General features: G+C 69.0%; 16 protein-coding genes. 10 read left to right on the top strand and 6 right to left on the bottom strand.

The window, feature by feature from the left end; genetic code table 11:
• Nucleotides 1-51 precede the first annotated feature (51 nt).
• From GH266_RS02100 to parE, 3 genes are all read right to left on the bottom strand, one after another.
• Nucleotides 52-471: a hypothetical protein gene (locus GH266_RS02100; protein WP_158192416.1), complete on the bottom strand. Its 420-nt coding sequence runs from the start codon at nucleotides 469-471 to the stop codon at nucleotides 52-54.
• Between the two features lie 56 nt (nucleotides 472-527).
• On the bottom strand, nucleotides 528-1,334 hold the full coding sequence (locus GH266_RS02095; protein ID WP_158192415.1) for a sulfotransferase family 2 domain-containing protein: 807 nt from the start codon (nucleotides 1,332-1,334) through the stop codon (nucleotides 528-530).
• A gap of 189 nt (nucleotides 1,335-1,523) precedes the next feature.
• Nucleotides 1,524-3,602, bottom strand: a complete 2,079-nt coding sequence (parE, locus tag GH266_RS02090; protein ID WP_158192414.1) for a DNA topoisomerase IV subunit B — start codon at nucleotides 3,600-3,602, stop codon at nucleotides 1,524-1,526.
• 822 nt (nucleotides 3,603-4,424) lie between these two features.
• On the opposite strand from parE, the gene GH266_RS02085 reads away from it, so the two are divergent.
• Nucleotides 4,425-5,279 carry a tetratricopeptide repeat protein gene (locus GH266_RS02085; RefSeq protein ID WP_158192413.1) on the top strand — a complete coding sequence of 285 codons (855 nt, stop codon included), beginning with the start codon at nucleotides 4,425-4,427 and terminating at the stop codon, nucleotides 5,277-5,279.
• 342 nt (nucleotides 5,280-5,621) lie between these two features.
• A complete protein-coding gene (locus GH266_RS02080) occupies nucleotides 5,622-5,939 on the top strand; it encodes a hypothetical protein (protein WP_158192412.1) in 318 nt (105 codons plus the stop codon).
• Between the two features lie 126 nt (nucleotides 5,940-6,065).
• On the opposite strand, the gene GH266_RS02075 is transcribed toward GH266_RS02080, so the two are convergent.
• Nucleotides 6,066-7,037, bottom strand: a complete 972-nt coding sequence (locus GH266_RS02075; protein WP_158192411.1) for an IS110 family transposase — start codon at nucleotides 7,035-7,037, stop codon at nucleotides 6,066-6,068.
• 684 nt (nucleotides 7,038-7,721) lie between these two features.
• Between GH266_RS02075 and GH266_RS02070 the strand changes: the two genes are divergently transcribed.
• Entirely contained in the window at nucleotides 7,722-8,657 is a 936-nt protein-coding gene (locus tag GH266_RS02070) for an IS110 family RNA-guided transposase (RefSeq protein WP_158192410.1), read from the top strand.
• A 163-nt stretch (nucleotides 8,658-8,820) separates the two neighbouring features.
• On the opposite strand, the gene xth is transcribed toward GH266_RS02070, so the two are convergent.
• Both xth and erpA read right to left on the bottom strand, forming a co-directional pair.
• Nucleotides 8,821-9,624 carry an exodeoxyribonuclease III gene (xth, locus tag GH266_RS02065; RefSeq protein WP_158192409.1) on the bottom strand — a complete coding sequence of 268 codons (804 nt, stop codon included), beginning with the start codon at nucleotides 9,622-9,624 and terminating at the stop codon, nucleotides 8,821-8,823.
• Nucleotides 9,625-9,662: 38 nt separating this feature from the next.
• A complete protein-coding gene (gene erpA / locus GH266_RS02060; protein ID WP_158192408.1) occupies nucleotides 9,663-10,046 on the bottom strand; it encodes an iron-sulfur cluster insertion protein ErpA in 384 nt (127 codons plus the stop codon).
• A 329-nt stretch (nucleotides 10,047-10,375) separates the two neighbouring features.
• Between erpA and GH266_RS02055 the strand changes: the two genes are divergently transcribed.
• The 7 genes from GH266_RS02055 (at nucleotide 10,376) to GH266_RS02025 (ending at nucleotide 19,920) form a co-directional block, all read left to right on the top strand.
• Nucleotides 10,376-11,593 carry a deoxyguanosinetriphosphate triphosphohydrolase gene (locus tag GH266_RS02055; RefSeq protein ID WP_158192407.1) on the top strand — a complete coding sequence of 406 codons (1,218 nt, stop codon included), beginning with the start codon at nucleotides 10,376-10,378 and terminating at the stop codon, nucleotides 11,591-11,593.
• A 51-nt stretch (nucleotides 11,594-11,644) separates the two neighbouring features.
• Complete coding sequence (gene argS / locus GH266_RS02050) at nucleotides 11,645-13,411, top strand: arginine--tRNA ligase (RefSeq protein WP_158192406.1); 1,767 nt, start codon at nucleotides 11,645-11,647, stop codon at nucleotides 13,409-13,411.
• 60 nt (nucleotides 13,412-13,471) lie between these two features.
• The gene (locus tag GH266_RS02045) at nucleotides 13,472-15,961 is read left to right on the top strand and encodes an SPOR domain-containing protein (protein ID WP_158192405.1); all 2,490 of its coding nucleotides are present in this window, start codon (nucleotides 13,472-13,474) and stop codon (nucleotides 15,959-15,961) included.
• A 140-nt stretch (nucleotides 15,962-16,101) separates the two neighbouring features.
• Complete coding sequence (nagZ, locus tag GH266_RS02040; protein ID WP_158192404.1) at nucleotides 16,102-17,124, top strand: beta-N-acetylhexosaminidase; 1,023 nt, start codon at nucleotides 16,102-16,104, stop codon at nucleotides 17,122-17,124.
• 70 nt (nucleotides 17,125-17,194) lie between these two features.
• Nucleotides 17,195-18,049: a segregation and condensation protein A gene (locus GH266_RS02035; protein ID WP_199270426.1), complete on the top strand. Its 855-nt coding sequence runs from the start codon at nucleotides 17,195-17,197 to the stop codon at nucleotides 18,047-18,049.
• 91 nt (nucleotides 18,050-18,140) lie between these two features.
• Nucleotides 18,141-18,809, top strand: coding sequence for an SMC-Scp complex subunit ScpB (gene scpB / locus GH266_RS02030; protein WP_158196007.1), 669 nt, complete (start codon nucleotides 18,141-18,143; stop codon nucleotides 18,807-18,809).
• Nucleotides 18,793-19,920 carry an ABC transporter ATP-binding protein gene (locus GH266_RS02025; protein WP_158192403.1) on the top strand — a complete coding sequence of 376 codons (1,128 nt, stop codon included), beginning with the start codon at nucleotides 18,793-18,795 and terminating at the stop codon, nucleotides 19,918-19,920. Before scpB ends, GH266_RS02025 begins: the two co-directional genes overlap by 17 nt.
• Nucleotides 19,921-19,964: the final 44 nt, after the last annotated feature.

Here is a 19,964-nt window from a genome sequence, read left to right as displayed (position 1 = left end):
GGGACGGTTCTCGACAAGAATTTCGCTCAGGATCGCCCGGCGCGGCGCGGGTCAGTTACTTGCCGGTTGAAACAGGTAACCAGCAGCATCGCCGTTTTCCAGAAACAGCTCGTAAGTGGTCTCGCCCATGTCGACGAAGGCGACGACGCCGTGCGGGTCCGCCTCGCTGCGCAGCCCGGTGACGCGCGCGGCCTGCTCGCCGGCCTCGGAAACCTCGACCGGGGCCTTGCCCTCGCGCAGCACGAACAGCCGGTCGCGGGCGGCCTCGCGGGCCACGACGAAGGCGGTGCCGGAGCCGTCCGGTCCGGGCAGCCGGGTCAGGCCCTGCAGCTCGGCCGGCAGGGCGGCGACGATGTCGGACACCGGATCGGCGCGAACGGGAAGGGCGGGCAGGACGAGGAGCAAGGCGGCAAGGCCGGCAATAGCGAAGGCGAGACGGGGAGCAAGACGGGGAGCGAGAGGGGCGGTCATGGTCGGGTCCTCCTGCATGCGGGTCTGGGAATCCTGCGCCACGGGGCGAGGGCGGGTCAACCGGGAGCGCCGATCACCGGCAGGGCCAGGGCCGTGCCCTCGTAGAAGTTCCGGTAGTCGGCGGCATAGCGGCGGCGCACGGACAGGCGCAGCGCCGGTTCGATCTCGGCCACCAGCGCGGCAATCGTCTCGCCATGGGGATCGCGAATGCCCGGCAGCGGACCGATGTCGACGCCGCAGGCATGCGACAGCTCGGCGCGCAGGGCCTGCCAGTCGGCCTCGCCGGTCTCGTGGCGCAGCACGCGGGAGGGCAGCAGGCGGGCCTTGTGCGTCAGGATCGCGGTCTGGGAGCGATAGGCGTTGGGGCTCTTCCAGTCCGGCATGGCGCAGACGCGGGCAACGAAGCCGGGAAAGTCGTTGCCCGGACGAAAGGCGCGGTCGGCACCGGGAGGCGGCGCGGCTTCCGTGCGCATGCGGTGGAAGCAGGCGGCAAGGCGGGTCAGAGGATCGCGCACCACGGAAAAGACGAGGGCGCGGGGATGGCGGCGCACGAGCTGGCGCCCGGACAGGAGGTTGAGCCCGTCGGCCCAGGAGGCGAGGGTGCCGGTGGCATAGGACGCGCAGGCGTCTTCGCCCGCATCGGCGCCCATCTCGTCTGCCGCCTCGTCCTCGCAGAAATCGTCGGTGTCGAACGGCTCGCCGCCACTGCCGGCGGTCAGGCGCAGCAGGGCCTGGCGGATGTCCTCGCTCGCCGCGTTGGGGCAGCGGCCATAGGCCAGGCCAAGATGCGGCAGCACGAGGAAATTATGGTCCCGCAGCGGCCGGCGGCGGCGGAGATAGGCGTGAAGTATCGCCTTCAGCACGGCTGCGACGTCCTGTGACTGGGTCCCGTGGGCCGCAGATGCGGTCACGGGCCTTGTTGCGGGGCACCTTCCGGCCATGCCCGGGTGTCGGGGCCGGATCTCGGGGTCTTCTCCAGCAATACTGCAGCAACTGTATGGCCGAAAGACGGTTTTCGACCCTGCCGAACGGCGGGGCGCCCGCCTGTCGCGCTAGATGTCGAGTTCCTCGGCGAAGCGGGCATTCTCCTGGATGAACTGGAAGCGCGCCTCGGGCTTGTTGCCCATCAGCCGCTCCACTGCCGAGCCGGTTCCTTCCGGATCGGCGGCGCTGATCTCGATGCGCAGCAGGCTGCGCTTCTTGGGATCCATTGTCGTTTCCTTGAGCTGGGCGGGAAGCATCTCGCCGAGGCCCTTGAAGCGGCCGATGTCGACCTTGGCATTGCCCTTGAACTCGCGGGCCAGCAGTGCGTCCTTATGGGCATCGTCGCGGGCATAAAGGGTGCGCCCGCCCTGGGTCAGCCGGTAGAGCGGCGGATTGGCGAGATAGAGGTGGCCGTTGCGAATGAGCTCGGGCATCTCGCGGTAGAAGAAGGTGATCAGCAGCGAGGCGATATGGGCGCCGTCGACGTCGGCGTCCGTCATGATGACCACCTTCTCGTAGCGCAGGTCGGCATCGCGATAGGTCTTGCCGGTGCCGCAGCCGAGCGCCTGGATCAGGTCGGCGAGCTGCTGGTTGGCGACGAACTTGTCGCGCCCGGCACTGGCGACGTTGAGGATCTTGCCGCGCAGGGGCAGGACAGCCTGGTTGAGCCGGTTGCGAGCCTGCTTGGCGGAGCCGCCGGCCGAATCGCCCTCGACGATGAACAGCTCCGAGCCGGCCGCCTGGTTGGAGGCGCAGTCGGCGAGCTTGCCCGGCAGCCGCAGCTTGCGCACCGCGGTCTTGCGTGCGACGTCCTTTTCCTGGCGCCGGCGCAGCCGCTCGTCGGCGCGGTCGATCACCCATTCCAACAGCTTGTTGGCCTGGTTCGGCGAGGCTGTGAGCCAGTGGTCGAAGGCATCGCGCACGGCCGTCTCGACGATGCGGGTCGCCTCGGAGGTCGCCAGCTTGTCCTTGGTCTGGCCGACGAATTCCGGCTCGCGGATGAACACGGAGAGCATGGCGCCGGCCGAGGTGACGATGTCGTCGCCGGTGATGACGGAGGCCTTCTTGTTGCCGGTCAGCTCCGCATAGGCCTTGAGCCCGCGCAGCAGGGCATAGCGAAGGCCCGCCTCGTGGGTGCCGCCCTCAGGGGTCGGCACGGTGTTGCAGTAGGAATTGATGAAGCCGTCGCCGGCGAACCAGGTGATCGCCCATTCGACGGCGCCGTGGCGGCCGGTGTCTTTGGTGCGGCCGGCGAAGGTGTCGTCGATGACCCGCCGCTCCTTGCCGAGCGCGTCCTGGAGATAGTCGCGAAGACCGCCGGGGAAGTGGAAGGTCGCCTCCGGCTCGACGCCCTCGCGCGTCGCGACCTCCGGGTCGCAGCGCCAGCGGATCTCGACGCCGGAGAAGAGATAGGCCTTGGAGCGGGCCATCTTGAACAGGCGCGCCGCCTTGAAGGCCGCGCCCTTGCCGAAGATCTGCTCGTCGGGAACGAAGCGCACCAGGGTGCCGCGCCGGTTCTGCACGTCGCCGACGCATTCCAGCGGGCCGGCCGGCACGCCGCGGCGGAACACCTGGCGATAGAGCTTGCGGGCGCGGGCGACCTCGACGGTCAGCTCCTGCGACAGGGCGTTGACCACGGAGACGCCGACGCCGTGCAGGCCGCCGGAGGTCTCGTAGACCTTGCTGTCGAACTTTCCGCCCGCATGCAGCGTGGTCATGATGACCTCGAGCGCGGACTTGTCGCGATGCTTGGGATGGGGATCGACCGGGATGCCGCGGCCGTTGTCGACGACGGTCAGGCTGCCGTCGGCGCCCAGCGTCACCTCGATCCAGCTGGCATGGCCGGCGACCGCCTCGTCCATCGAGTTGTCGATGACCTCGGCAAAGAGATGGTGCAGGGCGCGCTCGTCGGTGCCGCCGATATACATGCCGGGACGCCGGCGCACCGGCTCCAGCCCCTCCAGCACCTCGATATGCTCGGCCGTGTAGTCGGAGCCGTCGCCGCGCTCGGCGCGCGGGGACGCGCTGCGGCGGGCGGCCGGGGCGCTCGGGCTCGCGGCCGGGCGGGCAGCCGGGTCGGCCTGCGGACCCTTGCTGGCAGGGGCGGGCGTACCGCCGGCTTCGAAGAGGTCGTGTTCGGTGGTCATGCTCTGTCCGGTCGGGGGCGCCAGGCTGCGCCCGAATCAACTGTGATTCTGCCAAGTGCGATGGATTCGGCCAAGGATCAAGCCTTCAGCCCCTCGCAGACAACCGTTTTTCAACGGATCGCCGGCATGATGGGCACCGTGGTCGTCACGGGGCCTTGGCCCATGCACGAGGGTAAGCGTCATGAACATCATTTCGTCCAGTCATGTAGCGCGTCGGGCCGACCTGGTGGCAGCGGGTGCGCTGCTCGTCTCGGCGCTGCTCAACATTCTCATGGCCTGAGGGGCAAGTGGCGCCGGGCGCCGGCCTTGTCGTTTGTGACGAGTCTGCAACAGTGTTGCCGGACTCGTGCAACGGGCGCGCAATCGGGGCGGGTGTGCCGCGTTTCGGCCATCTTTTGACGGCCACCGTGAGCCGTGCCCGATGCCAGAGGTCGCGATTGCGGCGACGGGGTGACGGACACGGTCCTACTCTTGCCCAGTTGCCGGTCTAGGCTCCGGAACATCAGGGAAGAGACGGCTCGCAAGGCGGCAGACGGCGACTGGCAGGTTCGCCGCAGGCTGGAAGCGGGCACTCCGGGAAGGTCACTTTCCGGATGAGGATCAAGGGGCAAAACAACAGGGGGGGACGTGGCGCCGAGATGCGCCGCGCAACCTGACGGACCCGCCCGGCGCACAGGCGATCGAGCCTTGGCCGACCGGTCGACGGATCCGCGAATAAGGGACAGGACGCTTGCGCGAAAGGCGGGCTTTCAAGATGCGACAGGGCCGCGACTGCGACCGGCATACGAAGGCGTGCGACCCGGCGCGGGCGCGAGGTGGTCAATGATACGGATCATCGGTTCAGGCCTGGCGTTTGCCGTTTTCCTGGCGCTGGCAGCGCCGGTCGCGGTACAGGCACAGGAGACGGCTGCGGAAGCCGCCGCCAAGCTTTCGGGTGCGGCACCTGCCTCGCAGGATCTCTCGCCGGGCGAGGCGCTGCGCGTCGGCGCGCAGTTCTACTATGCCGGCGAGAAGGAGCGGGCGCTCGATTCCCTGCGCTTTGCGGCCGAGCAGGGCCATCCGCTCGCCGCATGGAAGCTCGGGCGGATGTATTCGCGCGGCGACGGCGTGCAGGAAGACGACATCAAGGCGTTCGAGTATTTTCGCCAGGTCGCCTCGAAATATGCCGACGACAGCCCGAGTTCGCCGCGCGCTCCGTTCATCGCCAGCGCCTTCGTCGAGCTCGGCTCCTACTATCTCACCGGCATCAACAACAGCGCGATCGAGCCGAACGTGGCGCGGGCGCGCGAGATCTTCACCTATGCCGCCTCCTATTTCGGCGACGCGGATGCCCAGTTCCATCTCGGCATGCTGTATCTCGACGAGCCCGAGCGCGACCCGCACATGGCCGCGCGCTGGCTGAAGCTGGCCGCGCAGAAGGGCCACCTGATGGCGCAGGCGCGGCTCGGCGAGCTGCTGTCGAACGGCGAGTTCGGCGGCAACGAGAACCGCACCGCGGGCCTGATGTGGCTGACGGTCGCCCAGCGCCGGGCGCACGGCAATGATGCCGTGTGGATCGGCGAGGCGCAGGAGCGCAGCTTCGGCCTTGCCTCCGAGAAGGTGCGCCGGCGGGCCGCGGCGATGGCCGACAACTGGCTGTCGAAGAACGGCGCGGTGGTCGCCGAGAAGACGCAGTAAGGCGGGACGGGTTTCCTGCGGCAGATTTGAAGGCGGGCAGGGGATTTCCCTGCCCGTTTTCGTTCGCTCGCTCTCATCCCGCGGGCGGCAAGGCGGGGGGCGGGACTTCGCGCGACTGCGGCCTGCCGCAGCGTCAGGAATGCTCGCGAAAGCCCGGCGCCTGTGCTAGGCTTTTGCATGCGCAGGACCTGGCTGCCCCGCATCCGTATCAGACGGGCCCGTGACGGGCGGGCGGCGCCGGCTCTTCCGGGAGCCGCCGTCACCAGGCCGTTTGCGCGTTTTTCTTCTTCGCTCGGTCCTGAGTTCCTGCCGGGGTTCGCCCTGCCGGGCCTGGCCTGCGCCATGCTTCTGGCGTTGGCGTTCGCCGGCCCGTCCGCTGCCGTCGAGATCGTTTCCGGCGGGGCGAGGGGGCCGGGCGTGGTCTCCATCGCCGACGGCAGCGCCGCCCTTGGCGGGCCGGACTGCACCTGCCGTTATTTCGGGGTGAACTACCGGCTCGGCGAGACGGTCTGCCTGCGCAGCCCCGAGGGGCCGCGCCTTGCCCGCTGCTCGATGGTGCTCAACAACACCACCTGGGAAACGCTCGACCGCTCGTGCCCGACCTCCGCCCGCGCGCCGATGACGCTCGCCGCAGCGCCCCTGTGCCTGCCGGGTGGGTAGGGGCGGTTTTCGGGGAGCGCGTTGTCGCCACCGCTCTGGAAGCCAATAGGCCCCGGCTCTGCGCTTGCGCTTGGCCGGGGTGACGGCAGAGGGGATGTGAGGCGGAGCGTCATTCTCGAAAGGTCATCAACTCATATCGTTGAGGTGGTCTCTCATTCTTGCGTTGAGGATGACGACGATCTTTCTCATGAGCGCGGTTAGGGCGACGATGGGCTTCTTTCCGTTTGCGATGAGCCTCTGGAAGACGGGTCGCAGCGGCCCTTTGCAGCGTGCGGCGCTGAGGGCGGCCATGAAGAGGATGGAACGGATCTGCGGGCGTCCGCCGCGGGTCTTGCGGTAGCCCTTCAAGGTTCCGCTGTCGTTGGGGTGTGGGGCAAGGCCCGCCAGGGATGCGGCCTGCTTTCCGGTCATGGTGCCGAGCTCGGGCATGGCGGCGGCCAGGGAGATGGCGGTCCTTGGCCCCACGCCCGGCAGCGAGCGGTAGAGGGCGATACGCCTTGCGAGCAGGGTGCATTGCGCGCAAAGGCCTGCGATGGCCGTGTCGATGGTCTCGATCTGGCGGTCGAGCGTTCTGACGAGGCTCCTGCAGGAGGCCGAGACCAGGGTGCATCCGGGCGACTTGGCGCGGTTGAGTTCGGCGCCGCGAATGGCCATGAGGTCGTGCCTGCGGGCGACGAGCGCGGCGAGTTGCGCCTGGGTGCGATCGGCCGGGCGGTGGAGCGGAAGGTGGCGCCATCGCTCCTGGCCATAGGCGGCCAGCAGTGCGGCATCGATGGCATCGGTCTTGGCCAGTCGCCCGAAGGAACGGGCGAAGGCCCTGGCCTTGAGGGTGTCGGCGCGGTGGCAGGCGATGCCTGCGGCCGCGAGCTCTGCCAGCAGCAGGGCTTCGTGGCCGCCGGTCGGCTCGCAGACGATGAGCGTCCCGGAGGGCAGGCCGGCGACCAGCTTGCGGATCGCCCGGGCCGTGTTGGCCACGGTGCTGGCCACGGTGCAGGCGGCGGTGCAGGCGGTGTTGCCCGGCGCCGGACAGACGGCAAGGGTCAGCTTCGACACGTCGATGCCGACGACGTGGGACGGGGCATGTTCCAGAAAGGCCATGGCGGTGGTATCCTGATCGTGCTTCGGATTGTTCGCGGGCGTGGTGTCAGCCAGAGGCCCAATCAACTCTCCAAGCGGGAAAAGGAAGCGGCAGGGACCATGATGACGACGGGCGAAAGCCCAATCCCGGTCCGGTCGCCTGCCACTGGTCTCCCGGCGGTTCAGGCCGGGAGACCACCCAAACTCTACCATCTCTTCAGACGAACAATCCCGGACGAGGCCGTAAGGGCGAAGATCCGGGACCCATTGGCAACTTCAGCGGGTGTGAGGCGGAAGCCCACCGCCACCTTCACCGCTGTCATACCTGCGAAGGCAGGTATCCAGTATTCGCCCGAGTGGATGGTGGCGCGAGGGCGTTTTCCGCCGGCGAAACTCGCTTGTGGCGGCGCCGAGGCTTCATTCGCGACCGTTCGGGGGTACTGGGTCCCGGTCTTCGGCTGTGCCGAAACCGGGACGACACTCTGTGCGTGAGGTTCACGCGTGCGTGCTCTCGCCGCCGCTCTGGAAGCCAATAGGCCCCTGTATGTCTGTGTTGTGTCATGATGCTTGCGGGACGGAGGCCGTTGGGCCCCTGGTCGTTGTGAGACCGTGAGCCGGCATTGGCCCCGTCCCGCTTCGCATGATCAACCTGAACAGTTGCACGAGGCTGCTTGCAACAGACCTCGCATCACAGGGACAGGCCTCATGACTATATTCGATCGCTACGTGGGATGCGATGTTTCCAAGGATTGGCTGGACCTCTTCGACCCGGCCGAGGGCCGTGTGCGGCGGATCGACAACACGGCTGCGGCGGTGGAGAGGTGGGCCGGACATCTGGCGCGGACGCACTGCCTCGTCGTCTTCGAGGCGACCGGGAGTTACGACCGGATCCTGCGCGAGCGCCTGCACCGGGCCGGCGTCGCCAGCGCCCGGCTCAACCCGACGCTTGTGCGCCGCTATGCCCAGGCGCGCGGGCGCAAGGCCAAGACCGATGCGCTGGACGCGGTGGTGCTGGCCGATCTCGGCGAGCGGCTGCGGCCGGAACCCGACGCGCCGCCCTGTCCCCACCGCCTTCGCCTGGCGGAGCTGAGCGCGCGCCGCGACCAGATCGTCGCCATGCGCGTCATGGAGAAGAACCGCCTCTCCCAGGTCCAGGACCCGTTCGTGCGCGAGGACCTCGAAGCTGCGATCACCCGTCTGGGCGAGGCCATCGCCCGCGTGGAGGCGGAGATCCAGCGCCACGTGAAGGCGCAGCGGGAGTTGCGCGATCAGGCCCGCCTTCTGGCCAGCGCGCCGGGTATCGGCCCGGTCTCTGCCCAGGTCCTGCTGGCACTCATGCCCGAGCTTGGGAGGACCGGACCCAAGCGGCTTTCGGCGCTGGCCGGGCTCGCCCCGCTCAATCACGATTCCGGCAAACTCAAAGGACAGCGCTGCATCGCCGGCGGTCGCGCCCGTGTCAGAAAGGCGCTCTACATGGCCGCACTGATCGCCGCGCGCGTCTGCCCCGATCTCAAGGCCTTCGCCGACCGCATCACCAAAACCGCAAAAGCCCGCAAGATCGCCCTCATCGCAACCGCACGAAAACTCCTCATCCGCCTCAACGCCATGCTGCGCGACAACGTCCCATATCGCCCAACGTAAACACAGTTGCCGGCTCTGCGCTTGCGCTTGGCCGGGGTGACGGCCGAGGGGAGGTGAGGGCGTTTCCTCCTCTCGGAAGGTCATCCCGGCCGCGGGCGAAGCCGGAGAGCCGGGACCCAGAGGTACTCTCAGCGAATGTGAGGCGGACGGCGGCCCCTCGCCCTTACGCGGCGAGGCGGACCCAGACGGGAACGTGGTCGGAGGGCTTTTCCCAGGCGCGGACATGGGCATCGATGCCGGCGCCCTCGAAGCCGTCGGTCGCCTCCGGCGACATCAGCACATGGTCGATGCGGATGCCGTTGTTCTTCTGCCAGGCGCCGGCCTGATAATCCCAGAACGTGTAGACGTCCGCGTCCGTGTTGACGGCGCGCACCGCCTCGGTGAAGCCGAGGCCGACAAGCGCGCGGAAGGCCGAGCGGCTTTCCGGCTGGAACAGCGCGTCGTCCACCCAGTTCTGCGGATTGCGCGCGTCGATCGGCTGCGGGATGACGTTGTAGTCGCCGAGCAGCAGGAAGCGCTCCTCGTCGGCGAGGCGCGCACGGGCATGGACGATGAGCCGCTGCATCCAGGCCAGTTTGTAGGGAAACTTCTCCGTGCCGAGCGGATTGCCGTTCGGCAGGTAGAGGCAGCCGACGCGCAAGGGGCGGGCATCGCCGTCCTTTGTCTCGATCGGGGTCTCGATCCGCGCCTCGATGTAGCGGGCCTGCTCGTCGCTGTCGTCGCCGGGAAGGCCGCGCAGGACCTCGCTCACCGGCGTGCGCGAGAGAATGGCGACGCCGTTGAAGCCCTTCTGGCCGTGGGTCTCGACATGGTAGCCGAGTTCCTCGAAGGCGGCGCGCGGGAAGCCCTCGTCGACCGACTTGATCTCCTGCAGGCAGGCGACATCGGGCGCCGCCTCGCGCAGCCAGGCAAGCGTTACGTCGAGGCGCGCCTTGACGCCGTTGATGTTCCAGGTGGCGATTTTCAACGGCGTTGTCCCGTGATGCGTGGCGAGAAGGGTCGCCGTCAGATGGCGAAGCTTGTGCCGCAGCCGCAGCCGGCGGTGGCGAGCGGATTGCGGATCTGGAAGGACTGGCCCATCAGGTCGTCGACGAAATCGATGACCGCACCTTCCATGTACTGAAGCGATACGGGATCGACGAGCACGCTGGCACCGTCGCGGGCAAGGACGATGTCGCCCTCTTCCTGTTCGGTGACCAGGTCGTACTTGTACTGGAAGCCGGAGCAGCCGCCGCCTTCCACCGAGATACGCAGGCTGGTGCCCGCCGGCTCGGAAGACAGGATGCGGGCGATGCGGCGCACGGCGGCGTCGCTCAGCTCCACGCTGGCTTGTGCGGTCGCGGTCTGGGGGCTCGCGTCCTGCGCCGTCGATGCAATGTGATCGGCCATGGTCGTCACTCTCTTTCGGGCCGCGGCGTTCTCCACGATGGGAGCGCTGGCGGCGCTTGCGGTGTGCGGAAGGCCGCCGGCCTTGCGGCTCTTCGGCTTTCCGGCCCGCACAGTCGGCATCTTGGGGCGAAAGGTGCGCGGCCCTTCGGCCTTCGCGCAAAATTCCGCCGCTCGCTCGCATGCCGCCCTGTGCAAGGCGTTACCGAATAGGTATGAACAGCGCGAGCATGCGTCAACAGTCTCGCATGGATGGCGCCGCAGTGCGAGCCCGCGCCGGAGGCCGGCCGGACCGCCTGAGGGATGCCGTCGCAACGACCCGGGGAGCCCTCATGACCGCACCGCTTGGCTATGGAGCCCAGCCGCGCGCGCCCTACGCCACCGATCCCGATCACAGCGTGGGCCGGCTCGTGCCCGAGCCGGAGAGCCCGACGCGCACGCCGTTCCAGCGCGACCGCGACCGGATCATCCATTCGACGGCGTTCCGGCGGCTGAAGCACAAGACGCAGGTCTTCGTCTATCACGAGGGCGACCACTTCCGGACCCGGCTGACGCATACGATCGAGGTGTCGCAGATCGCCCGTTCGCTGGCACGCGCGCTGAGGCTCGACGAGGACCTGGCCGAATGTCTGGCGCTGGCGCACGATCTCGGCCACACGCCCTTCGGCCACGAGGGCGAGGACGTGATGGACGCCTGCATGGCGCCCTATGGCGGCTTCGACCACAATGCCCAGTCCCTGCGGATCGTGACGCTGCTGGAGCGGCGCTACGCCGAGTTCGACGGGCTGAACCTGTCGTGGGAGACGCTGGAGGGCCTCGTCAAGCACAACGGCCCGCTGACGGGTGCCGACGGCAAGCCGCTCGGCAAGTTCGCCGAGACAGGACTGCCCTTCGCCATCGCTCAGCACGCGCAAAAGCAGGATCTGCGGCTCGACACCTGGCCGAGTGCGGAGGCGCAGGCCGCGGCGATTGCCGACGACATCGCCTATGACGCGCACGATCTCGACGACGGCCTGCGCGCCGGGCTGCTGTCGCTGGACCAGCTCGGCGAGGTGCCGTTCTTCGCCGATATCCTGGCGGAGGTCGATGCCCGCTATCCGGGGCTGGAGGAGGCGCGGCGCATCCACGAGATCGTCCGCCGCTCGATCACCCGGATGGTGGAAGACGTGATCGGCGAGGCGGTGCGGCGGCTGGAGCGGCTGGCCCCGCAAAGCGTCGAGGACATCCGCCGGGCCGGGGAGCCGGTCGTGACCTTCTCCGATGCGATGGCTGCGCGGGAGAAACAGGTGAAGGCGTTTCTCTTCGCGAATCTCTACCGGCACGAGTCGGTGCTGGCGGTGCGCCGGGAGGTTGCGGCGGTGGTGCGCGAGCTCTTCGCCGCCTACATGGAGGAGCCGGCGCGGATGCCGGAGGAGTGGCGGCGCGGCCTCGATGAGGCCGACGAGGCCCGGCGCGCACGGCGCGTGTGCGACTTCATCGCCGGCATGACCGACCGTTTCGCCATCGAGGAACACGGGCGGCTGTTTGACCACACTCCCGATTTGGGATAGGTCGCCGCCGACCGTTTCGCCCGTTTTGCGCCAAGACACCGAAAGACCGACATGAACATCTTCAGCCATTATGCCGACCTGGTCCGGACGGCGATCCGCGAGCTGCATCCGGGCGACGACGTCAGCGCCGAACTGCTGCAGCGCTGCGTGGTCGAGCCGCCGCGCGACAGCGCCCATGGCGATCTGGCCACCAATGCCGCGATGGTGCTGGCCAAGCCGCTGAAGACCAACCCGCGCGCGCTCGCCGAGCAGCTGGCCGCGCGGCTGGCGGAAAACGACGACATCGTCAGCGCCGAGGTGGCGGGGCCGGGCTTCATCAACCTGCGGCTGACCGAGGGCGTGTGGGCGAAGATCGTGGCCGCGATCCTGGCGGCGGGCACGGATTACGGCCGCTCGGTCATGGGCGGCGGGCTGAAGGTCAATGTCGAATACGTGTCGGCCAACCCGACCGGGCCGATGCATGTCGGCCATTGCCGCGGCGCGGTGGTGGGCGATGCGCTTGCCTCGCTGCTCGACTTCGCCGGCTACGACGTCACCCGCGAATATTACATCAACGATGCCGGCTCGCAGGTCGACACGCTGGCGAGCTCCGCCTTCCTGCGTTACCGCGAGGCGCTCGGCGAGGAGATCGGCGCGATCCCGGAAGGGCTCTATCCGGGCGACTATCTGGTGCCGGTCGGGCAGATGCTGGCCGAGAAGTATGCCGACCGCCTGCTGGCGATGGACGAGCGCGAGCGGATGGTGCTGGTCAAGGATGCCACCATCGACGCGATGATGGACCTGATCCGCGCGGACCTGGCGCTGCTCAACGTGCGGCACGAGGTGTTCTTCTCCGAGCGCACGCTGCATGCGCGCGACGGCGCCAACGGGTCGCAGATCGACCGGATGCTGGACGAATTGCGCTCGCGCGACCTCGTCTACGAGGGCACGCTGCCGCCGCCGAAGGGCCAGCTGCCGGACGACTGGGAGGACCGCGAGCAGACGCTGTTCCGCGCCACCGATTTCGGCGACGACATCGACCGGGCGCTGAAGAAGTCTGACGGGTCCTACACGTATTTCGCAGCGGACGTCGCGTATTTCCTGTCGAAATACGAGCGCGGCTTCAAGGAAATGATCTTCATCCTGGGCGCCGACCACGGCGGCTACGTCAAGCGGCTGGAGGCGGTCGGACGCGCCATCTCCAGGGGCGAGGCCAAGGTGATCGTGCGGCTGTGCCAGCTGGTGAAGCTGTTCCGCGCCGGCGAGCAGGTGACCATGTCGAAGCGCTCCGGCGAGTTCGTGACGCTGCGCGACGTGGTGGAGGAGGTGGGCCGCGACCCGGTGCGCTTCATGATGCTGTACCGGAAGAACGACGCGCCGCTCGACTTCGACTTCCAGAAGGTGACCGAGCAGTCGAAGGACAACCCGGTCTTCTACGTGCAGTACGGCCATGCCCGTTGCCGCTCGGTGCTGCGCCAGGCCGGCGAGGAGTTCGGCGCGGAGGCGGTTTCGCCGCAAGCTCTTGGAAAGGCGGACTTCTCGCTGCTGACCGATTCGGGCGAGCGCGACATTGCCGCGAAGCTCGCCGCCTGGCCGCGGCTGGTGGAAAGCGCAGCGGAAGCACACGAGCCGCACAGGGTGTCGTTCTACCTGCACGAACTGGCCAGTGCCCTGCATTCGCAATGGAATAAAGGCAAGGATTCGCCGCAATTACGTTTTATTAACGCTGAAGATCGACAAACAACACTGGCCCGCCTGGGTCTCGTACATGCAATCTCTCTGGTTCTTGCCTCCGGCCTCGGCATTCTCGGCGTGGAGGCCCCGGAAGAGATGCGATAGGGCGGGATGGATCGCCGGTGCGCAAGGCGCGCCGCAGTCAGCGGAGAAGTCCCTAGCACCATGTCCAGTCGCTCGAACACTCCGGTCCAGGACCAGCGCGGCGATCGATACCAGGCGGATGCTGGCCAGTCCGGGGACGATGCCGGGTTCGAAGAGGATCCGCTCGTCGAGCTGGCGCGCATCGTCAGCGAGGGCAATGCCCGCTACCGCCCGGTCGCGCTCGGCACCGAAGGCGAGGCGCCGGCCGTTCAGGGCGGTGGCCAGACCAGTGGCCAGACCAGCTACGACGCCTCGCGCGACCTGATCGACCACGAAGCGTGGGCGCGCGAGCTCGAGGCCGGGCTGTCCGACGATTTCGGCACCTATGCGCCCGAGACCTACGAGAAGCCCCAGGACTATCAGGGGCAGGCCTACGAAGACCCGCATGAGGGCTATCCGCAGGACGAGGCGGAGGCGCTCGCCGACGACAGTTTCCCGCAGGATCGCCGCGAGACGGAGACCTTGGCCCCGCAGCCCTATGTGGACGAGGTCTATGCCGACCGCGCGCTGGTCGACGAGGGACTGGTCGACGAGAGACTGGTCGATCCGCAAGACCCTTATGCCCGCCAGCCCTACGCCGAGGACGACTATGCGGCCGAACCGGCCGACGGCTACGGCAACGAGGCCTATGCCGAAGACGGCTACGCGGACGAGGACTATGCCGAGCCGGATGCGCCAGAGGCGCAGCCGCTCGATGCCTATGCCCGGCGCGCTGCCGAGGTGCGCGCGGCGCCGGCCTATGCCCCGGCGCAGCTGTGGGCAGGGTCTGCGACCCAGGCGGACGATGCCGGCTATTACGACGAGGACGCCGCAGACGATTTCGCCGATGAGCTTGCCGCGGAAGAGGCTGCTGCGCCGGCAGCCGCTGCTGCGCCGGATCCGCTCGCCTCGCTGGAGGACGAGCTGCTCGGTGCGCTGCGCGGCCCGCGTGCCGCTGAGCCTGCCTGGGGCGCGGGCGCTCCGGCCGAGGCTGCGGCCGACGACTATGCCGAAGAGGGCGACTATACAGACGACGGCTACGGGCAGGACGGCTACGGGCAGGACGGCTACGAGGCGCGCCGGGACGAGGACGACGACGATCTGCTCGGCCTCGGCGCTGCGCCCGGTGCACGTCACTACGGCACGGCTGCCGCAGCTGGTGCGGTGGCGGCAGGCGCTTCCTCGCCGCGCTATCGCGACGAGTACGACGAGGCGGTCGACGACATCTTTGCCGGCGAGGCGGAAGCCCCACCGCCGCCGGGCGGCTACGACCTCGACGAGGTGGCGCAGGCCATGCGCGAGGGCGATCCGCAGCTCGGCGGCCACGGCGTGCTGCCGCCGCATTCGGAGCGCGAGCAGGAGGCGGCCGAGCCGGCCGCCAAGTCGAAGCGCGGGCTCTATGTTGCAGCCGCCGTGCTCGGCGTCGTGGTGCTGGGCGGGGGCGTTTTCGCGCTGACCAACCTGGGCGGCGACGAGATGTCCGGCCCGCCGCCGGTGATCACCGCCGACGGCGAGGACCTGAAGGTCTATCCCGACAGCCAGACCTCCTCGAGCGATGGCCAGAACAAGCTGATCTACGACCGCGTCGGCAGCGACGGCGACGAACGCCTCGTGCTGCAGGACGAGACCCCGGTGGCCTCGTTGCCGCCGGCTCCGCTGACCGGAAACGACGACGCGGACGGCTCGCCGGGCATTTCGTCCGGGCCGCGCAAGGTGCGCACGGTCGTCGTGCGTCCCGACGGCACCATCATTTCCGGCGATGCGCCGGGCGCTGCAACCGACACGGCACGCATTCCCGGCAGCGGCCCCGAGGAGCCGGCAACGGCGAACGGACAGCCGGCGACCGACGCGAACGGCGTGCGCCAGGTCTCGACCACGCCGATCACCAGCGGTGCGGGCGAGGGCGCGCAGAACCAGCTGACCTCGACGCTGGACGCGGCCGGACAGGCCGCGAATGGGGCGGCCAACGGGGCGGCGAACCAGCTGTCGGGCGATCTTTCGACCCAGACACCGGGCCAGACGCCGGCACCGGCGACCGGCGGTACCGAGACCGCGGGCACCGACCCGACCGGCCCCAATGTGCCGCGGACCAAGCCGGGCGACATCGACACGCTGGCGGCCAATGCGGCTGCCCCGCGTCAGGCGGAACCTGCCCGCAATACGCAGGCGCCGCTCGACCTGACCGCTCAGGCGCCGCGCACGACGCCGGCGCCGGCAGCCCCGGCCCAGCCGCAGCAGCCGGCGGCAACGCAGGCCTCCGCCCCGGCCACCGGCACGATCCCGGCCGGCACCTATATCGTGCAGGTGTCGTCGCAGCGGACACAGGAACAGGCGCAGGCGGCCTTCGGCGACCTGCAGCGGCGCTACGGCGCGGTGCTCGGCGGCGTCTCGCCGGTGATCGAGCGCGCGGATCTCGGCGACCGCGGCACCTTCTACCGGGTGCGCATCCCGACCTCCTCGCGCGACGATGCGATCTCGCTCTGCGAGCGGCTGAAGGCGGCCGGCGGCGACTGCTTCGTGCGCCGGAACTGACGGGCCGCGCCCTTGCGGCGAGAGGACAGAATTGCAAGCGGGCGGACCGGACGACGGGCCGCCCGTTTTCGCGACACGCGAACCTTCCACCCAATGACCGGCGCTTTGAGGCGGCCGGGACGACACGGGATTTCCAGCCGATGACCAAGGCCTTCATCACCGGGTGTTCCAGCCTCTCCTTGAGCGAGGAGGAGCGGGCGTTCCTGGCGCGCGAGCAGCCCTGGGGCCTGATCCTGTTCGGCCGCAACTGCCAGTCCGCCGAGCAGATCGCCGCGCTGTGCGCCGACTTCCGCGAATGCGTCGGGCGGGCGGATGCACCGGTGCTGATCGACCAGGAGGGCGGCCGGGTGCGCCGCCTGCGCCCGCCGCTGGTCGGCGACTATCCGGCCGGGGCGATCTACGGGCAGCTGCTTGCCACCAACCGCGAGGCGGGCCTGCGGGCCGCGTTTCTCGGCGGCCAGCTGATCGGCACGGACCTGCTCGAGATGGGCATCACCGTCGACTGCGCGCCGATCCTCGACGTGCCGGTGGCCGGGACGAGCGATGCCATCGGCGACCGCGCCTATGCCGCAGGGCCAGAGGAGGTCGCGGCCATCGGCCGGGCCTTTGCCGACGGGCTGCTGGCGGCCGGCGTGCTGCCGGTGATCAAGCACATGCCGGGTCACGGCCGGGCGACGGTGGACAGCCACTATCATCTGCCGGTGGTGGAGGCGGGACTGGCCGAGCTGGAGGAGACGGATTTCGCGCCGTTTCGGGCGCTTGCCGACCTGCCGCTCGGGATGACCGCGCATGTCATCTTCACCGCGGTCGACCCCGAGCGCCCGGCCACCCAGTCGGCGCGGGTGATCGAGAAGATCGTGCGCGGGGCCATCGGCTTCGACGGGCTGCTCATGAGCGACGACCTGTCGATGAAGGCGCTCGGCGGCGAGGTGGGCGAGCGGGTGGAGCTGTTGTTTGCCGCCGGCTGCGACATGGCGCTCCACTGCAACGGCGAGATGGCGGAGATGGTCGCGGTGGCCGGCGCGAGCCCGGACCTGTCGGGCAAGGCGCTGGAACGGGCGCAGGCGGCGCTGCGGGCAGTGCCGCAACCGGCGCCGCTCGATCGGCGGGCAGCGCGCGCCGAATTCGACGCCTTGCTGGCGGAGGCGCGCGCTCTGTCCTAAAAGGGAACCCTGACAAAGTCCGGCCCGGCGACCGATCCGGGCGGTTCGGGCGAGGCAGCTGGGGGCAGGGGTGCAGGACACCTTTTTCGAGGATCCGGATCCGGCAAGCGTTGCGTCTGACCGCGCGACGACGGACCCGGCGCTGGTGGTGGATGTCGACGGCTTCGAAGGGCCGCTCGACCTGCTGCTGACGCTCGCCCGCAAGCAGAAGGTCGATCTCGCCCGCATCTCGATCCTGGCATTGGTCGAGCAGTATCTGGAATTCGTCGCCGAGGCGCGGCGGCTGCGGCTGGAGCTGGCGGCCGACTATCTGGTGATGGCGGCCTGGCTCGCCTACCTGAAATCGCGGCTGCTGATCCCCGAGCAGAAGGAAGAGGACCAGCTCTCCGGCGAGGAGATGGCGGCAGCGCTGGCCTTTCGCCTGCGGCGGCTGGAGGCGATGCGCAAGGCGGCGGAAAAGCTGATGAACCGCAACCGGCTGGGCCGGGACATCTTCGCGAGGGGACGGCCCGAGGCGGTGTCGATTGCCCGGCGCAGCGCCTGGTCGGCGACGCTCTACGACTTGCTCATCGCCTATGCGGCGCAGCGCCAGCGGACCTCCGTCACCTCCGTCCAGGTGCGCCGGCGCACCGTCTGGTCGCTGCAGGAAGCGCGCGACCTGCTGATGCGGATTGTCGGATTGCATATGGACTGGATGCCTCTGGATGCCTATCTGTCGAAGTATATCGGTGATGGCAGCAAGGCGAGCACCGTGCGGGCCAGCACCTTTTCGGCAAGTCTCGAACTCGTGCGCGAGGGAGAGCTTGAATTGCGCCAGGCAGAGCCGTTCGCCCCGCTCTACCTGAGACGCAGGCCCGATCCGGGCGAGCGCGGACCCGCCGAGGGGGCGCCAGCGCCGGAAACCGGCGAAGAGAACGAGGCGTGACGTGACGAGCGGCCGGGAGCAGGCAGCGCAGGGCGACGAGGTAGTGCGGGACGAAACGGACGGCGAGTTGCCGCTCGACGACCTGCAGGCAATGCCCGAACCCTCGCCGGAAAGCGGACTGCGCATGGCGGAAGCGCTGCTCTTCGCCTCGCGCGACCTGCTCAGCGTCGAGGAGATCGCGGCAAGGTTGCCGGCCGGCACCAACGTTCGCGCCTTGATAGACACGCTTCGCCGCGCCTATGCGACCCGCGGCGTGAATGTTGTGGAAATCGGCGGAAAATTCGGATTTCGCACGGCCGAGGATCTCGCCTATCTGCTGGCGCGCGAGCAGGTGGAGGATCGCAAGCTTTCGCGCGCCGCGCTGGAGACGCTGGCGATCATCGCCTATCACCAGCCGGTGACGCGGGCGGAGATCGAGGAGATCCGCGGCGTGTCGACCTCGAAGGGCACGCTCGACGTGCTGATGGAAACCGGCTGGATCCGCATGCGCGGGCGGCGAAGGACGCCGGGACGGCCGGTGACCTACGGCACGACGGAAGGATTCCTGGAGCATTTCATGCTGACTTCGGTCGGCGACCTGCCGGGGCTCGAGGAACTGAAGGGCTCCGGCCTGCTCGACAGCGCCGTGCCGGCCGGGTTCACCGTGCCGGTGCCTGACGATTCCTCGGACCTTCGGGACGAGGAAGACCCGATCGACGAGGCTGAATTGTTCGATTTGATGCAAGACGAAGACGAGCCGCACCATGACCGCGACGATTGACGCAAGGCAGGCCGAGGCGCCGGTCCGGCGCTGGGGCACGCGCGGCACGGCCGGCGCGACCATCGCGGCGCGGCTGAGCTTCGAGGCCGTGAGCCATTCCTACGGTCACCTGGCGGCCGTGCGCTCGGTCTCGCTGACCGTGGAGCCGGGCGAGGTGCTGTGCCTGCTCGGCCATTCGGGTTGCGGCAAGACCACCTTGCTGCGCATCGCCGCCGGGGTGGAGCGCCAGTCGTCGGGGCGGGTGCTAATCAATGAGCGCGAGGTGGCCGGACCGCAGGTGTTCCTGCCGCCGGAGCGGCGCGGCGTCGGCCTGATGTTCCAGGATTATGCGCTGTTCCCGCATCTGACGATTGCCGAAAACGTCGCCTTCGGGCTGACGCATATGGGCCGCAATGAAGCACGTCAGACCGCCCTGACGGCGCTGACCCGGGTGGGGCTCGCCTCGCATGCGGGCGATCACCCGCACGCCCTGTCGGGCGGCGAGCAGCAGCGCGTGGCGCTGGCCCGCGCGATTGCGCCGCGGCCGGGCGTGCTGTTGATGGACGAGCCGTTCTCCGGCCTCGACCGGCGGCTGCGCGACACGGTGCGCGACGAGACGCTGGCGGTGCTGCGCGAGACGCGGGCGACCTGCGTGATGGTCACCCACGACCCGGAAGAGGCGATGCGCATGGGCGACCGCATCGCCCTGATGCGCAAGGGCCGGCTGGTGCAGGTCGGCAGCGCCGACGATCTCTACAACCGGCCCGTCGACATGTTCGCGGCGCGCTTCTTCTCCGAGCTGAACGAGCTGGAGGCGAGCGCGCGCGACAACGAGGTGGAGACGCTGTTCGGCCGCTTTCCGGCCGAGGGCATCGTCCGCGGCATGGAAGTCGACGTCTGCGTGCGCCCGCAAGGCATCCTGCTCGGCGAGCCGGGCGAGGGGCAAGTCGGGCGCATCATGCGCCGGCGGTTCATCGGCGAGGTCGATCTCGTCGAGGTGGCGGTGGAGGGGCTCGACCTGCCGCTCCACGCAAGGATTCGCGACGGCGGGCGCTTCGCCGTCGGCATGGATGTCGGGGTGCGCCTCGATGCCAGAGACGTGATCGCCTTCCCGCGCGAAAGCGGGGAATAGGGCCGCAAGGGTCCGGTTGCGGTGGCGACCGCTTTGTTGCAATA

Origin of the sequence: Stappia indica, from assembly GCF_009789575.1 — a bacterium.
Lineage (GTDB): Bacteria > Pseudomonadota > Alphaproteobacteria > Rhizobiales > Stappiaceae > Stappia > Stappia indica_A.
The sequence above is the reverse complement of the archived record's forward strand: the minus strand, read 5'-3'. Positions and strand labels throughout refer to the sequence as shown.

Coding starts and splice junctions, on each gene's coding strand:
- GH266_RS02045 (WP_158192405.1), top strand. CDS start 13,472: ATGTCCAGTCGCTCGAACACTCCGGTCCAGGACCAGCGCGGCGATCGA.
- erpA (WP_158192408.1), bottom strand. CDS start 10,046: ATGGCCGATCACATTGCATCGACGGCGCAGGACGCGAGCCCCCAGACC.
- GH266_RS02075 (WP_158192411.1), bottom strand. CDS start 7,037: ATGGCCTTTCTGGAACATGCCCCGTCCCACGTCGTCGGCATCGACGTG.
- argS (WP_158192406.1), top strand. CDS start 11,645: ATGAACATCTTCAGCCATTATGCCGACCTGGTCCGGACGGCGATCCGC.
- GH266_RS02085 (WP_158192413.1), top strand. CDS start 4,425: ATGATACGGATCATCGGTTCAGGCCTGGCGTTTGCCGTTTTCCTGGCG.
- GH266_RS02055 (WP_158192407.1), top strand. CDS start 10,376: ATGACCGCACCGCTTGGCTATGGAGCCCAGCCGCGCGCGCCCTACGCC.
- GH266_RS02070 (WP_158192410.1), top strand. CDS start 7,722: ATGACTATATTCGATCGCTACGTGGGATGCGATGTTTCCAAGGATTGG.
- GH266_RS02080 (WP_158192412.1), top strand. CDS start 5,622: ATGCTTCTGGCGTTGGCGTTCGCCGGCCCGTCCGCTGCCGTCGAGATC.
- GH266_RS02100 (WP_158192416.1), bottom strand. CDS start 471: ATGACCGCCCCTCTCGCTCCCCGTCTTGCTCCCCGTCTCGCCTTCGCT.
- scpB (WP_158196007.1), top strand. CDS start 18,141: ATGCCCGAACCCTCGCCGGAAAGCGGACTGCGCATGGCGGAAGCGCTG.
- GH266_RS02025 (WP_158192403.1), top strand. CDS start 18,793: ATGACCGCGACGATTGACGCAAGGCAGGCCGAGGCGCCGGTCCGGCGC.
- nagZ (WP_158192404.1), top strand. CDS start 16,102: ATGACCAAGGCCTTCATCACCGGGTGTTCCAGCCTCTCCTTGAGCGAG.
- parE (WP_158192414.1), bottom strand. CDS start 3,602: ATGACCACCGAACACGACCTCTTCGAAGCCGGCGGTACGCCCGCCCCT.